Source organism: Pseudomonas sp. AOB-7 (assembly GCF_003696305.1).
Taxonomy (GTDB): Bacteria; Pseudomonadota; Gammaproteobacteria; order Pseudomonadales; family Pseudomonadaceae; genus Aquipseudomonas.
Map to the genome: position 1 here is coordinate 1 of NZ_RFFK01000018.1, position 14,722 is coordinate 14,722.

15 protein-coding genes are annotated in these 14,722 nt (G+C 68.7%); 4 read left to right on the forward strand and 11 right to left on the reverse strand.

Annotated features, from left to right (window positions below):
• The 11 genes from EA796_RS21295 to bioB all read right to left on the reverse strand — a co-directional run.
• A partial coding sequence (locus EA796_RS21295) for an acyl-CoA dehydrogenase N-terminal domain-containing protein (RefSeq protein ID WP_147459074.1) occupies nucleotides 1–92 on the reverse strand: 92 nt, incomplete at its 3' end.
• A gap of 163 nt (nucleotides 93–255) precedes the next feature.
• Entirely contained in the window at nucleotides 256–2,049 is a 1,794-nt protein-coding gene (locus EA796_RS21300) for an acyl-CoA dehydrogenase C-terminal domain-containing protein (protein ID WP_122110070.1), read from the reverse strand.
• A 104-nt stretch (nucleotides 2,050–2,153) separates the two neighbouring features.
• Complete coding sequence (locus EA796_RS21305) at nucleotides 2,154–3,440, reverse strand: GGDEF domain-containing protein (protein WP_122110071.1); 1,287 nt, start codon at nucleotides 3,438–3,440, stop codon at nucleotides 2,154–2,156.
• 151 nt (nucleotides 3,441–3,591) lie between these two features.
• Nucleotides 3,592–5,397, reverse strand: a complete 1,806-nt coding sequence (locus tag EA796_RS21310; RefSeq protein ID WP_122110072.1) for a phenylacyl-CoA dehydrogenase — start codon at nucleotides 5,395–5,397, stop codon at nucleotides 3,592–3,594.
• A gap of 168 nt (nucleotides 5,398–5,565) precedes the next feature.
• A complete protein-coding gene (locus EA796_RS21315; protein WP_122110073.1) occupies nucleotides 5,566–6,297 on the reverse strand; it encodes a putative metalloprotease CJM1_0395 family protein in 732 nt (243 codons plus the stop codon).
• A gap of 52 nt (nucleotides 6,298–6,349) precedes the next feature.
• Nucleotides 6,350–6,649, reverse strand: coding sequence for a hypothetical protein (locus EA796_RS21320; RefSeq protein ID WP_122110074.1), 300 nt, complete (start codon nucleotides 6,647–6,649; stop codon nucleotides 6,350–6,352).
• Nucleotides 6,650–6,747: 98 nt separating this feature from the next.
• Entirely contained in the window at nucleotides 6,748–7,434 is a 687-nt protein-coding gene (bioD, locus tag EA796_RS21325) for a dethiobiotin synthase (protein WP_021445031.1), read from the reverse strand.
• Between the two features lie 82 nt (nucleotides 7,435–7,516).
• Complete coding sequence (gene bioC, locus EA796_RS21330; RefSeq protein WP_122110075.1) at nucleotides 7,517–8,347, reverse strand: malonyl-ACP O-methyltransferase BioC; 831 nt, start codon at nucleotides 8,345–8,347, stop codon at nucleotides 7,517–7,519.
• Nucleotides 8,348–8,377: 30 nt separating this feature from the next.
• A complete protein-coding gene (locus tag EA796_RS21335; RefSeq protein WP_122110076.1) occupies nucleotides 8,378–9,106 on the reverse strand; it encodes an alpha/beta fold hydrolase in 729 nt (242 codons plus the stop codon).
• Nucleotides 9,099–10,268, reverse strand: a complete 1,170-nt coding sequence (bioF, locus tag EA796_RS21340; RefSeq protein WP_122110077.1) for an 8-amino-7-oxononanoate synthase — start codon at nucleotides 10,266–10,268, stop codon at nucleotides 9,099–9,101. The genes EA796_RS21335 and bioF overlap by 8 nt, the downstream gene beginning before the upstream one ends.
• 92 nt (nucleotides 10,269–10,360) lie before the next feature.
• Nucleotides 10,361–11,416 carry a biotin synthase BioB gene (gene bioB / locus EA796_RS21345; RefSeq protein ID WP_021444586.1) on the reverse strand — a complete coding sequence of 352 codons (1,056 nt, stop codon included), beginning with the start codon at nucleotides 11,414–11,416 and terminating at the stop codon, nucleotides 10,361–10,363.
• Between the two features lie 207 nt (nucleotides 11,417–11,623).
• On the opposite strand from bioB, the gene EA796_RS21350 reads away from it, so the two are divergent.
• From EA796_RS21350 to EA796_RS21365, 4 genes are read left to right on the forward strand one after another with little or no spacing between them, the layout of a single operon-like run.
• Nucleotides 11,624–11,917 (forward strand): hypothetical protein, encoded by a 294-nt coding sequence (locus tag EA796_RS21350; RefSeq protein WP_122110078.1) that lies wholly within the window; start codon nucleotides 11,624–11,626, stop codon nucleotides 11,915–11,917.
• Nucleotides 11,918–11,959: 42 nt separating this feature from the next.
• Nucleotides 11,960–12,691 (forward strand): ComF family protein, encoded by a 732-nt coding sequence (locus EA796_RS21355; RefSeq protein ID WP_122110079.1) that lies wholly within the window; start codon nucleotides 11,960–11,962, stop codon nucleotides 12,689–12,691.
• A 60-nt stretch (nucleotides 12,692–12,751) separates the two neighbouring features.
• Nucleotides 12,752–13,516, forward strand: coding sequence for a TOBE domain-containing protein (locus tag EA796_RS21360; RefSeq protein WP_122110080.1), 765 nt, complete (start codon nucleotides 12,752–12,754; stop codon nucleotides 13,514–13,516).
• A 56-nt stretch (nucleotides 13,517–13,572) separates the two neighbouring features.
• Nucleotides 13,573–14,547 carry a serine/threonine protein kinase gene (locus tag EA796_RS21365; RefSeq protein WP_122110081.1) on the forward strand — a complete coding sequence of 325 codons (975 nt, stop codon included), beginning with the start codon at nucleotides 13,573–13,575 and terminating at the stop codon, nucleotides 14,545–14,547.
• Nucleotides 14,548–14,722 lie beyond the last annotated feature (175 nt).

The following is a 14,722-nucleotide window of genomic DNA, read 5'->3' on the forward strand; positions in this document are numbered from 1 at the left end:
AGGGCCGGCAGCTCGGCCCAGAGCTTGGAGACTTCGAAAACTTCATTGAGCACGAAGCGCATGTCGCGCAGGGGGGCTTGGTAATCGGCCATGGCACATCCTCGGAAAACGGAGTTACGTGAGGACTCCGAGTTTAATGGAACAACTTTATAGACACATAGGGTCGTGTTGTGACCAATTATTCACTAAAAGTTCGCATCCGCTTGATATGAAAAAGCCCGCCAACAGGCGGGCTCCAGTGACCACGACCGCCGGTCAGAAGGCGAAGTGTTCGGCCGGCAGTTCCATCATGCAGGCGCTGCCGGCGGCCAGGGCCAGGCGGTGCGCCTCGGTCCGCGGCAGCAGGCGCTGGAAGTAGAAGGCGCAGGTGGCCAGCTTGGCCTGATGGAAGCCGTCGTCGTCGCCAGCCGCCAGCTTCTCCTGGGCCACCACGGCCATGCGCAGCCAGAAATAGGCCAGGGTCAGGTAGCCCGAATACATCAGGTAGTCGACGGAGGCGGCGCCGACCTCGTCCGGATTCTTCATCGCCGCCATACCGACCTGCTGGGTCAGCTCGCCCCATTGCTGGCTCAATGCGGCCAGCTGGGCCACCTGCGCGCCGAGCTGCGGATGCCCGGCCTGAGCCTCGCAGAACTTGTGGACGATCTTGGTAAAGCCGCGCAGCAGCTTGCCCTGGCTGCCGAGCACCTTGCGCCCGAGCAGGTCCAGCGCCTGGATGCCGTTGGTGCCCTCGTAGATCGGCGCGATGCGGCAGTCGCGCACCAGCTGCTCCATGCCCCATTCGCGGATATAGCCGTGGCCGCCGAACACCTGCATGCCGAGGTTGGTCGCCTCCAGCCCGGTCTCGGTCATGAAGGCCTTGCAGATCGGGGTGAGGAAGGCCAGCAGATTCTCCGCCTCCTCTCGCGCTTCGGCGCTTTCGGCCTGGTGCGCCACGTCGAGCAGTTGCGCGGTGAAATAGGCCAGCGCGCGGTTGCCCTCGTTGAAGGCCTTCATGGTCAGCAGCATGCGGCGCACGTCGGGGTGCACGATGATCGGGTCGGCGGCCTTGTCCGGCGCCTTCGGCCCGCTCAGCGCGCGCATCTGCAGGCGTTCGTTGGCGTATTTCAGCGCGCCCTGGAAGCTCGCCTCGCCGAGACACAGGCCCTGCATGCCGGTGCCCAGGCGCGCGTGGTTCATCATGGTGAACATGCAGGCCAGGCCCTTGTTGGCCTCGCCGATCAGGTAGCCGCTGGCGCCGTCGAAGTTGATCACGCAGGTGGCCGATGCCTTGATGCCCATCTTGTGCTCGATGGCGCCGCAGCTCACCGCGTTGCGCGCGCCGGCCTCGCCTGCCGCCTCGGGCAGGAACTTGGGCACGATAAACAGCGAGATGCCGCGGGTGCCGGCCGGCGCGTCGGGCAGCTTGGCCAGCACCAGATGGACGATGTTCTCGCTCATGTCGTGCTCGCCGGCGGAGATGAAGATCTTGCTGCCGCTGATCCGGTAGCTGCCGTCGGCCTGGGGCACGGCGCGGGTCTTGATCAGGCCCAGGTCGGTGCCGCAGTGCGCCTCGGTCAGGCACATGGTGCCGGTCCAGCGGCCTTCGCTCATGCGGCTCAGGTAAGTCTGCTTCTGCGCCTCGCTGCCATGGGCATGGATCGCCGACATGGCGCCGTGGGTCAGGCCCGGGTACATGGCCCAGGACTGATTCGCCGAGGCGACCATCTCGCTGACGATCAGCCCCAGCGACTGCGGCAGGCCCTGGCCGCCGTAGGCCGGGTCGGCCGCCAGGCCCATCCAGCCGCCCTCGGCGTACTGGGCGAAGGCCTCCTTGAAGCCCTTGGGCGTGCTCACCTGGCCTGCGTCGAAGCGGCAGCCCTCCTCGTCGCCGCTGCGGTTGAGCGGCGCCAGCACCTGCTCGCAGAACTTGGCGCCCTCCTCGAGGATGGCGCCGAGCATGTCGGGGCTCGCCTCGCTGGCGCCGAGTGCGGCGTAGTGGGCGGGAAAGGCGAAGACGTCGTCGATCAGAAAGCGCATATCGCGCAGCGGGGCCTTGTACTCGGGCATGGCGGTTCTCCAGTCGGGCAGCGGTCAGGTCGCCCCACGCTACTGCCGCACGGCGGCCGGCAACAACGACAGTTGGCCGGCTGAATGCGCGGCCATAAGCGGCCTCAGTCGGCTTCGCCGGCCAGTTTCACCGCGCCGCGGCGCTGGCCGGCGCTGCGGATGCAGTTGCGCCCGGCGGCCTTGGCGCTGTACAGCGCCTTGTCCGCCGCCTTGATCACCGCCTGCGGGCTGCGCTGCTCGGCCTGGCGCGCGGCCACGCCCATGCTGACGGTCACCGACACCTCGCTCGCGCCCTTGCCGCCGCGGCGCTGCTTGCCCTGCTGGTCGCTGCGCGGACGACTCTGCTTGTCGCGAAGCTGCATGCGGTAGTGCTCGATGGCCAGGCGCACCGCCTCCAGATGGGGCTGGCACTGCTCGAGGCTCTTGCCGGGAAACAGCAGGGTGAATTCCTCGCCGCCGTAACGGTAGGCCTTGCCGCCGCCCCCGACCTTGCGCAGCTGGCTGGCGACCAGGCGCAGCACCTGGTCGCCGACGTCGTGGCCGTGAGTGTCGTTGAAGTTCTTGAAGTGATCGACGTCGACCATGGCGATCACGTAGTCGCGACCCAGCCGCTGCAGGCGTTCGTTCAGCGCGCGCCGCCCCGGCAGCCCGGTGAGTTCGTCGCGAAAGGCCATCTGGTAGGCCTCGTGGGCCACCGCGGCGACCAGCATGAGCATCGCCAGGCTGCTCATCACCTGCAGCGCGTGGGGCAGGATGAACACCTGCGGCAGCATCCACAGCACGCCGAGCAGGCCGCACAGCTGCGCCGCGTGCAACGGCCGCGGCTGCCGCAGGTACTGCAGCAGCAAGGCGACGAAGGCCAGCAGAAACAGCGGATAGGCCAGTTGCGCCAGGCTCATCCAGGCGCCGTGCAGGCTCGGCCAGTGGATCGCCGCCAGCCACTCGGCCAGCCCCTGCGGATAGCGCCGCGCCAGGCCCAGCGCCAGCCCCCCCAGCGCCAGCAGCACGGCGCCGCGGGCGAGCAGGTCCTGGGCCAGGTGCGAGCGCTCCTCCCAACACCCGTAGAGGGCATAGAACAGCGGCAACAGCAGGCAGACCAGGTGGAACACCAGGGCCGCATCCTCGCGCACCTGGCCGCCGGCGCGGAAATGGTCGACCTGGATGTCGAGCAGGAAATAGGCGAGGTACAGCACCAGCAGCAGGAACAGCTCGCGCTGACGGCCGTAGCCCAGGCAGAAGGCGCCGCCGAGCAGCAGCAACAGGGTCGGCAGTACATTGAACAGCGAGACGAAGAACTCGCTCAGCACCGGCAAACGCGCCGCCAGCAGCCCGCCGAGCAGCAACGGCAGCGAAGACAGGAAATGGCTGAGGCGCAGGCTGGCGAGACGCATCGCGGCAACGTCCATCACGGAGATGACGGCATTTTGCCTGCTTGCTGCGGCGAAAACAGCGACGGGTTGCGACATTCCGTTATCGCCAGCGCACCGGCATAAAAAAACGCCGCCCCGAGGGGCGGCGTTCTTCGACCAGCGGATGGCAGGCTTAGAAGCCCAGGGCGAAGTGCTCTTCGTCCATGTCCATCAGGTTGCTGGCGCCGGACAGCATGGCTTCGACGTGCATGCGGGTACGCGGCAGGATGCGCGCGTAGTAGAAGCGTGCGGTCTGCAGCTTGGCCTTGTAGAAGGCCTCGTCGCCGCTGCCGGCCGCCAGTTTCTCGGCCGCCAGGCGCGCCATGTCGGCCCAGAAGTAGGCCAGGCAGGCGTAGCCGGAGTACATCAGGTAGTCCACCGAAGCGGCCCCGACTTCCTCGCGGTCCTTCATCGCCGCCATGCCGACCTTCATGGTGATGTCGCCCCACTCCTTGTTCAGCTTGGCCAGCGGCTCGACGAACTCCTTGACGGCATCGTTGGCCTCGTTGGCCTGGCAGAACTTGTGCACGATCTTGGTGAAGTTCTTCAGCGCGCCGCCCTGGGTCATGAGGATCTTGCGACCCAGCAGGTCGAGGGCCTGCACGCCGGTGGTGCCTTCGTACATCATCGAGATGCGGCAGTCGCGCAGGTTCTGCTCCATGCCCCACTCGCTGATGAAGCCGTGGCCACCGTAGATCTGCATGCCGTGGGAGGCGGACTCGAAGCCCACTTCGGTCATGAAGGCCTTGGCGATCGGGGTGAGGAAAGCCAGCAGTTCGTCGGCGGCTTTCTTCTCTTCTTCGTTCTGGCTGTGCTGAACGATGTCGACCTGCTTGGCGGTGAAGTAGACCATGGCGCGGTTGCCTTCGGCGAAGGCCTTCATGGTCAGCAGCATGCGGCGCACGTCCGGGTGCACGATGATCGGATCGGCGGCTTTTTCCGGCGCTTTCGGGCCGGTCAGCGAACGCATCTGCAGACGCTCGCGGGCGTACTTGATGCCACCCTGGAAGCCGACTTCGGCGTGGGCCAGGCCTTGCAGCGCGGTCCCCAGGCGAGCGGTGTTCATGAAGGTGAACATGCAGTTCAGGCCCTTGTTGGCCGGGCCGATCAGGAAGCCGGTGGCGCCGTCGAAGTTCATCACGCAGGTGGCGTTGCCGTGGATGCCCATCTTGTGCTCGATCGAGCCACAGGACACCGCGTTGCGCTCACCGACGCCGCCGTCGGCCGAGGGCAGGAACTTCGGCACGATGAACAGCGAGATACCCTTGGTACCGGCCGGCGCATCGGGCAGGCGGGCCAGGACGATATGGACGATGTTGTCGGCCATGTCGTGCTCGCCAGCGGAGATGAAGATCTTGGTGCCGGAGACCTTGTAGCTGCCGTCGGCCTGCGGTTCGGCCTTGGTGCGCAGCATGCCCAGGTCGGTGCCGCAATGCGGCTCGGTCAGGCACATGGTGCCGGTCCACTCGCCGGACACCAGCTTGGTCAGGTAGGTGTGCTTCTGCTCGTCGGTGCCGTGGGCGCTCAGGGTGTTCATCGCACCGTGGGACAGGCCCGGGTACATGCCCCAGGACCAGTTGGCCGAACCGACCATCTCGCTGATGGCCAGGCCGAGGGATTCCGGCAGGCCCTGGCCGCCGTGCTCGACGTCGTGCGCCAGGCTCGGCCAGCCGCCTTCGACGAACTGCTGATAGGCCTCTTTGAAGCCGGTCGGGGTCTTCACGCCGGATTCGCTCCAGGTGCAGCCCTCGATGTCACCCACACGGTTCAGCGGCGACAGCACCTGCTCGCAGAACTTGGCGCCTTCTTCGAGGATGGCGTCGACCATGTCCGGAGTGGCGTCCTGGCAGCCAGGCAGGCTCTGATAGTGCGCTTCGTAGCCCAGCAGTTCGTCACGGACGAAACGAATATCACGCAAGGGGGCCTTGTAATCAGGCATAGCGGTAAACCTCTGCGGTGGATTCCTAGTAGTTGGGGTGACCGGCTTGTCGGTCGCTTTCGGGATCACTCCCGGCTGCTGGGCCACGCATTCGCGGTCCAGCAATCAAACAGGCGTTTGAAACATACGTTTACGCCACCCCCTTGTCAAGCGCTGCCAATCGCCCGGCTAGGCGAGCAGATCGATGCGCGAATCCGGCGCCGGCCATTCGCCCAGGCGCCGATACAGCTCAAGACTAGGCGCTGGCGGCAAGGGCTGCTGCGCGGCGCGGTCTTCTTCGTCGCCTTCCTCGGCGTCCCGCTCGGCCTGGCGCGCCTCGGCCGCGGCGACGGCCTCCGCGCGGCGCAGCTCGGCCAGTTCCACCCGAGCCTGAGCCGCCTGCGCCTGGGCCTGGGCGGCGACGCGCAGGTCCTGCGCGGACGGCTCGACCGGCGCCAGCGCGGCACGCAGGACCACCTCCATCTTGCGCAGGGTGGCTTCGGGATCATTGGGCACGGGGGCGGTGTCGATGCTGACTTCGCCGGAAACGGCGTAGCGCTGGCCGTCCGGGCCGCGCTTGAAGCTGTAACTGGGCGCCCCGGCGTACTGCCCGCCCACCGCGGCATGGGCCTGCTCGTGGGCGCGCACTTCGCGGTCGCGCTGGCTCAGCTCGGCGATTTCCAGTCGTTCGAGACGTTGCTGCTGCGCACTGGGCTCGCCGTCGCCACGGCCATCGCGCTCGGCCGAGCGATCCGCCGCCTCACGCCCGGAAGCGGAGGAATCGGCCTGCGCCTCCTGCGTCGGGGCGGCAGGCGGCTGATCGGCGCGAGCGATATCGGGGGAAACTGCGGCCGAGAGTGGCCGGGTCGGCGCGACGGGCGGCGAGGGGACGAACGACGGCAGGCTGCTGCCGATCTGCATATGCTCACTCCTACCCCGCAGTTAGCCGCATCCGCGGCCGGGGTGGAACTACTTAGACACGCGTATCGATCAGGGTGCCAAGCACCTCGTCGGCGGTTTCCACGACGCGCGCACTGGCGCGCACCTCGTTCTCGCCGACGCGCAGGGCGACCAGGCTTTGCGCCAGGTCAGGGCGAGTCTGTTCGGCGGCTTGCGGCGCCGGATTGACCTGATTCTGCGGCGGGGTCTGGCTGCCTTGCGGCGGCTGGCTGACGGCGTTGCTGGCGATCTCGCTGGCTGCCTGTTCGACACGGCGCTGCCCGGCCTTAATGCCGCTCAGACCCGAGTTGAATGCGTTGGCGGAGATTTCCATCGGCAGCTCCCGGCGCGATTAGAACCTAATGGCCGGTATTGAAGCAGAAACTGCCTAAAAAACGTACAGGCAAAAGGCTATGGTCGGGTAACTGCTTATTACCGCTGAACCAGCCGGTCGAGATCCAGATGCGCCGCCACCGCCGCCGGGCTTGCCTGGGCCAGACGCGGCACGCGCCCCAGGCAGGGCGCCGCCAGGCGTTCGGCGAGGGTGGCGAGGTTTTCCTCCAGGCGCGAGGTCTGCGCATCGACCACATTGGCCACCCAGCCGGCCAGGCGCAGGCCGTCGCGCTCGATGGCCTCCATGCTGAGCACGGCGTGGTTGATGCAGCCCAGGCGCACGCCGACCACCAGGATCACCGGCAGGCCCAGGGCCACGGCCAGATCGGAGAGGTTCTCGTCGCCGGCCAGCGGCACGCGCCAGCCACCGGCGCCTTCCACCAGGGAAAAATCGGCGCCCTTGGCCAGAATCGCGCGCACCGGGCCGAGCAGGCTGGCCACATCCAGCTGCACCCCGGCCTCGCGCGCCGCCAGGTGCGGGGCGATGGCCGGGGCGAAGGCCAGCGGATTGACCTCCTCGTAGCGCAGCGCCAGCGAGCATTCGCCGAGCAGGGCCAGGGCATCGTCGTTGCGCAGGCCGTCTGCGGTCATGGCGCAACCGGAGGCCACCGGCTTGGCCGCCGCGGTGCTCAGTCCGCGCCGGCGAGCGGCATGCAGCAAGCCGGCGGCGATGGTGGTCTTGCCGATTTCCGTGTCCGTTCCGGTAACGAAGTAGGCTTGAGTCATCAGTCGAACCCTCTGCCGAAGTGGTCTTGCCGGCTTCTCATGCCGAGCCGGGTATCCGTTCCGGTGACGAAGTAGGCGTGGGTCACTGCGGATGCTCCATTCGATCCACGCTCAACGGCTTCTGCAGCACGCCGTAGACCACCTGGTAGGTGGCCGGCAGCCCCTCGGCCTGACGGAAGCCCTCGTAGGCCTCGATCAGCGCGCGAATCCGCGCGCGCCCGGTCAGCCCGCCCGGCCGCCCCGGGTTGAGGTTGTGCGCACCGAGGTCCTTGAGCGAGGCGGTCAGGCTGCGCAGGTCGGGGAAATGCAGCACCTCGGCCTGGCGCTGCAGGCTCAGCAGCTGCAGCTCGCCGGCGGCGCACAGGCGCTGGTAGTCCTCGAAGCGGCGAAAGCGGTTGACGTGGACGAAGCCGTCCACCGCCTGCCAGCTGCCCTGCAGCTCCTGCAGGGTGCCCACGCACAGGCTGGAAAAGGCCAGCACGCCGCCGGGGCGCAGCACCCGCGCCGCCTCGCGGAGCACCTGCGGGAAATCGGCGCACCACTGCAGCGCCAGGCTGGAGAACAGCAGGTCGACACTGCCGGCCTGCAGCGGCAGCGCCTCGGCATCGCCGGCGACGAAATGCGCGGCGCCACCCAGCGGCCGGGCGTGGCGCAGCATGCCCTCGGCGATATCCACGGCCAGGCCCTCGCTCAGGGGGAAGCGCGCGCCCAGGGCGCGGGTGAAATGCCCGGTGCCGCAGCCCAGGTCCAGCCAGCGCGCCGGCTGCAGCGAGGCGGGCAGGCGCTCGAGCAGCTGCGCGCCGACGCTGCGCTGCAGCTCGGCCACCGCATCGTAGCTGTCCGCCGCACGGGAGAAGGAGGCCGCGACCTGGCGCTTGTCCGGCAGACCGCCGGGCTGGGCATGCTCGCTCATGGTCGGCCCCCGCGGAAGAAAGCCAGCACCCTACGACTCGCCATCACTGGCCTCGCGGATAAACTCGAGCAGCAGCGCCGCCAGGGCCTGTGGCTGTTCCAGCACGAAGGCATGGCCGCAGCCTTCCAGCACATCCACCTCGCCGGCCGGCAGCAGGGCCAGCAGCGCTGCGCCGGCCGCGGCCGGTACCAGGGCGTCCTGCTCGGCCAGCAGGTGCAACTGCGGCCCGGTGAAGGCGGCCAGCGCCGCGCGATTGTCCAGGCTCGCCAGCACCCGAAGCCCGGCCAGCAATTGCGCGCCAGCCGCCTCGGTCAACGCCGCCTGCAGGCGGCGCGCCAGGCCGCGGGCGTCGCTTGCGCCCTGGGCGCAGAGCATGGCGAAACGCTTGAGGGTGGCACCGGCGTCCTGCGCGCAGCCGGCCTCGAACGCGGCGAAGGTCTCGACCGGCATGGCGCTCGGCCAGTCCTCACGAGCGACGAAGCAGGCATTGGCGGCCAGGCCGATCAGCCCCCGGCAGCGCGCGCCGCGGCGCGCCGCCAGCGCGGTGGCGAGCATGCCGCCGAGCGACCAGCCGGCCAGCCAGCAGTCTTGCGGCAGGCGCGCGTCCAGCTCATCGAGCCAATCGTCCACTGCCGCCGAGGTCAGCGCCGGCAGTTCGCACCATTCAACCCGCAGCTGGTCGCCCAGCGCCTCGGCCAACGGCTGCAACAGGGTGCTGTCCAGGCCCCAGCCGGGCAGCAGGATCAGTCGTTCAGTCATGCTCTTGCACCTGCGGCCAGCATTCGGCCAGCGCCTCCAGCAGCAGCTCCACCTGCTCCTCGCTGTGCGCCGCGGACAGGGTCACCCGCAGCCGCGCGCCGCCGACCGGCACGGTGGGCGGGCGGATGGCGCCGACCAGCAGGCCGCGCTCCTTGAGCAGTGCCGAAAGCTTGAGGGCACGGGCACTGTCGCCGACCAGGATCGGTTGGATCGGCGTCGGGCTGTCCATCAGGCTCAGGCCGATCTCGGCGGCGCCGGCACGAAAGCGCGCGATCAACTGGTTCAGGTGCTCGCGGCGCCAGCCTTCGCTGCGCAGCAACTCCAGGCTCTTCAGGGTGGCGCAGGCCACCGCCGGCGGCTGGCTGGTGGTGTAGATATAGGGGCGGGCGAACTGGATCAGGGTCTCGATCAGTTCCTCGCTGCCGGCGACGAAGGCCCCGGCGGTGCCGAACGCCTTGCCCAGGGTGCCGACCAGCACCTGCACGTCGTCCGGGCCCAGGCCGAAGTGTTCGACTATGCCGCCGCCGGTGGCGCCCAGCGGACCGAAGCCATGGGCGTCGTCGACCATCACCCAGGCGTCCCTGGCGCGGGCTTCGGCGCACAGCGCGGGCAGATCGGCGAGGTCGCCGTCCATGCTGAACACGCCGTCGCTGACCACCAGGCAGTTGCCGCTGGCCTTGCGCAGGCGATTGGCCAGGCTCACCGCATCGTTGTGCAGGTAGCGCGAGAAGCGCGCCCCGGACAGCAGGCCGGCATCCAGCAGCGAGGCGTGGTTGAGGCGGTCCTGCAGCACGCTGTCGCCCTGCCCGACCAGCGCGGTGACCACCGCCAGGTTGGCCATATAGCCGGTGGAGAACAGCAGCGCGCGCGGCCGCCCGGTGAACTCGGCCAGCGCCTCTTCCAGTTGGTGGTGCGGCGTGCTGTGGCCGATCACCAGGTGCGAGGCGCCGCCGCCGACGCCCCACTTCTCGGCGCCGGCGCGCATGGCCGCGATCACCTCGGGGTGATTGGCCAGGCCCAGGTAATCGTTGGAGCAGAAGGCCAGCAGCTCGCGGCCATCGACCTGCACCAGCGGCCCCTGCGGTGATTCAAGCAGCGGGCGTTGGCGATAGAGGTTGGCGGCGCGGCGCTCGGCGAGGCGAGTGGCAAGATCGAAGCTCATGGCAAGACCTGGTGGATAACCGCAAGCGGGTTATCCACCCTACAGAAGGACTACGTAGGGTGGATGACGCGAAGCTCATCCACCGCCTGACTTCAGACCGCGGCGTTATAGAACAGCTTGGAATCGCGCTGCTCGACCAGGGCCTGCTCGATGGCGGCCTGGTGCACCTCGTCGGCATGCTCCTCGCGCTCCTCCGGCTTGATGCCGAGGCGCTTGAACAGGGCCATGTCCTTGTCCGCCTGGGGGTTGGCGGTGGTCAGCAGCTTCTCGCCGTAGAAGATCGAGTTGGCGCCAGCCATAAAGGCCAGGGCCTGCATCTGCTCGTTCATCTGCTCGCGGCCGGCGGACAGGCGCACGTGGGATTTCGGCATCATGATCCGCGCCACGGCCAGGGTGCGGATGAAATCGAACGGGTCGACGTCCTTCTCCTCGGCCAGCGGCGTGCCCTTGACCTTGACCAGCATGTTGATCGGCACGCTCTCCGGGTGCTCCGGCAGGTTGGCCAGCTGGATCAACAGGCCGGCGCGGTCGTCCACCGACTCGCCCATGCCGAGGATGCCGCCGGAGCAGATCTTCATCCCCGCCTCGCGCACGTAGGCCAGGGTCTGCAGACGCTCGCCGTAGGTGCGGGTGGTGATGATGTTGCCGTAGAACTCCGGCGAGGTATCGAGGTTGTGGTTGTAGTAGTCCAGCCCCGCCTCGGCCAGCGCCTGGGTCTGCTCCTGATCCAGCTTGCCCAGGGTCATGCAGGTTTCCAGGCCGAGCTTCTTCACGCCTTTGACCATCTCCAGCACGTAGGGCATGTCCTTGGCCGACGGGTGCTTCCACGCCGCGCCCATGCAGAAACGGGTGGAGCCGATGGCCTTGGCCTCGGCGGCGGCCTTGAGCACCTTCTCCACCTCCATCAGCTTTTCCTTGTCCAGGCCGGTGTTGTAGTGACCGGACTGCGGGCAGTACTTGCAGTCTTCCGGGCAGGCGCCGGTCTTGATCGACAGCAGCGTCGAGACCTGCACGCGGTTGGCGTCGAAGTGCGCGCGGTGCACCGTCTGCGCCTGGAACAGCAGGTCGTTGAACGGCTGTTCGAACAGCGCGCGGACTTCGGCCAGCGACCAGTCGTGGCGGGTGGGGGTGGCGGCGGTTGCACTCATCGGGAGCTTCCTTCGACGCTAGGCGGCGTCTGTTGTCGGGGCCCGCGCACGGGGCGACGGGACGTTCAGGCTTAGGGCATCATAAGTGGCCTTTGGATGCTGTCAACCGCCAACAAGGCACAGGTTGACCACTGATCATTTATTGATCAATCGGACTTTCATACTGGCACCTGGCCAAACCCCTATCGCGTCATCGGAATCTTCTGCATGCAGCTAACCGGCTTTTTCGACTGGCTGGGCCACACCCTGGGCAGCGCCATCCGCTTTATCGTCGATCTGTTCTCCGGCGCCCTGGGCGCGGTGGCCGACGCCATCGATGCGTTCCTCGGCGGCATGGCGCGGGCCATCGGCATGGACGTGTCGATCTTCAGCCTCGTCCTGCTGATCCTCGGCCTGCTGTTTCTCTACAAGGGCGTGCGCGCGCTGCTGCGCAAAGCCATCTTCGCCGGGGTGATCTGGTTGCTGCTGGGCCTGGTGCTGATGGGCTGGCTGATCCGCTGAGCGCCGACTAGGCTCAGGGCTTTCGCTCACGGACGAGCCGTCATGCCCCTGCTCCCCCTCAAGCTTCCCGCCTGGCTGCAACCGCGCCGCCATTGCCAGCTCTGCGACGAGCCCGCCGACCACCCCCGACACGCCATCTGCAGCGCCTGCGAGACCGAGCTGCCCTGGCTCGGCGAGCAGTGCCAGGTGTGCGCGGTGCCGCTGCCGATGGCCGGCCTGATCTGCGGCGCCTGCCAGCGCCAGACGCCGAGCTTCGCCCGGGTGGAGGCGCCGTGGCGCTATGCCTTTCCGGTGGACAACCTGATCACCCGCTTCAAGCACCAGGGCCAGTGGCCGCACGGCCGGCTGCTCGCCGAGCTGCTGGCCGAACACCTGCAGCACGCCTACGACGAAGGTTTGCCCAGGCCGCAGGCGCTGCTGCCGGTGCCCCTGGCGCGGCGGCGCCAGCGTCGCCGCGGTTTCAACCAGGCGCAGATGCTCGCCGACTGGCTCGGCCGCCGCCTGCAGTTGCCGGTGCACGGCGACTGGCTGCAACGGCGCCTGGACACCCCGGCGCAGCAGGGCCTGGACGCCGCCACGCGCAAGCGCAACCTGCGCCAGGCCTTCGCCCTCGACGCCGGCGCCGAACTCGCCGGGCGCCACCTGGCACTGGTCGACGACGTGCTCACCACCGGCGCCACCGCCGGCATCCTCGCCCGCCTGCTGCGCCGCGCCGGCGCCGCGCGGGTCGACGTCTACTGCCTGGCGCGCACGCCGCGCCCCGGCGACCGCTGACTTGACTTGCCGGTCAGAGTCGCGCAACGTGCCGCCCATCGCCCTTGCCATCCGCAGCCCATGGCCCAGCCCGATCCCCTCGCCCAACTGCTCAGCCGCCGCCCGCAACGCCTGGCCCTGCTCGAGCAGATCGCCGTACAAGGCTCGATCACCCGCGCCGCCAAGGCCGCCGGGCTCAGCTACAAGGCCGCCTGGGACGCCATCGACGAACTCAACAACCTCGCCGAACAGCCGCTGGTCAGCCGCAGCGTCGGCGGCAAGGGCGGCGGCGGCGCGCGCCTGACCCCGGCCGGCGCACGCCTGCTGGCCCTGCATCGGCGGGTGCAGGCACTGCAGGCGCAGCTGCTGCAGGCTGCCGAGGACGACGCCGACCTGCAGCTGCTCGGCCGCCTGCTGCTGCGCACCAGCGCGCGCAACCAGCTGAGCGGCCGGGTGCGGGCGATCCAGGCACAGGGACGCAACGATCTGGTCGAACTGGAACTGCCGGGCGGCGCGCTGATCCGCGCGCAGATCACGCGCGACAGCACCGAGAAACTCGAACTGAGTGCCGGCGCCGGCGTGGTGGCGCTGATCAAGGCCGGCTGGCTGGAACTGCAGCCGCTGTCGGCGCCGCCCGATCCCGCACGCAATGCCCTGGACGGCTGGATCGAGCAGGTCCTGGCGGCGGACGACGGCCCCAGCGAAGTGCGCATCGGCCTGGCCAGCGGCCAGACCCTGTGCGCCCTGGTCGACCCCGCGCGCCTGGCGCAGCTGGGCCTGCGCGCCGGCGACCCGGTGCGCGCGCAGTTCGCCGCCAGCCAGGTATTGCTCGGCACCCAGGTCTGACCCCGCTGGCCGGGGACAAAGGGCTACACTGTGCGCCCTAGCGCGCGGAGCCTGTCATGAGCCATCCCTTCTCCACCCTCACCCCGGACCTGGTGCTCGACGCCGTGGAGAGCCTCGGTTACCTCAGCGACGCCCGCGTGCTGGCGCTCAACAGCTACGAGAACCGCGTCTATCAGGTGGGCATCGAGGACGAGGCGCCGCTGATCGCCAAGTTCTACCGTCCCGACCGCTGGAGCGATGCGGCGATCCGCGAGGAGCACAGCTTCAGCTTCGAGCTGGCCGAATGCGAGGTGCCGGTGGTGGCGCCGCTGCTGCGTGACGGCGAGACCCTGTTCGAGCACGGCGGTTTCCGCTTCGCCCTGTTCCCGCGCCGCGGCGGGCGCGCGCCGGAGCCGGGCAACCTGGATCAGCTGTACCGCCTCGGCCAGTTGCTCGGCCGCCTGCACGCGGTCGGCGCCAGCCGCCCCTTCGCCCACCGCGAAACCCTGGCGGTGGACAATTTCGGTCACGCCTCGCTGGCCACCCTGCTCGGCGGCGGCTTCGTCCCGCGCAGCCTGCTGCCGGCCTACGAGTCGGTGGCGCGCGACCTGCTGGCGCGCCTCGATCAGCTGTTCGCCCGCGTGCGCTACCAGCCGATCCGCCTGCACGGCGACTGCCACCCCGGCAACCTGCTGTGCCGCGACGACAGCTTCCACATCGTTGACCTCGACGACTGCCGCATGGGCCCGGCGGTGCAGGACCTGTGGATGATGCTGGCCGGCGAGCGCCACGAGCGCCTCGGTCAACTGGCCGAGCTGATGGACGGCTACCAGGAATTCCACGACTTCGACGCCCGCGAGCTGCCGCTGATCGAGGGCCTGCGCGCGCTGCGCCTGATGCACCACAGCGCCTGGATCGCCCGACGCTGGGACGACCCGGCCTTCCCCCTGGCCTTCCCCTGGTTCGCCGGCGAGCGCTACTGGGGCGACCAGATCCTCTCCTTGCGCGAGCAACTGGCGGCGCTGGACGAGGAGCCGCTGCGGCTGTTCTGAGACGTAGCCCGGATGAACCTTGCAATGATCGCCGGCAAGCCGGCCCAGACCGATACAGTTGCCCGCGCCGCGTAAACTTTGCCTTACGACTTTCCCGGCACGCGGCCATGAAGAAAAACTGAACGAACAGACAAGCCCGGGGGCCGGGGACTAGAATTCCGCGGCTACCGTTAGC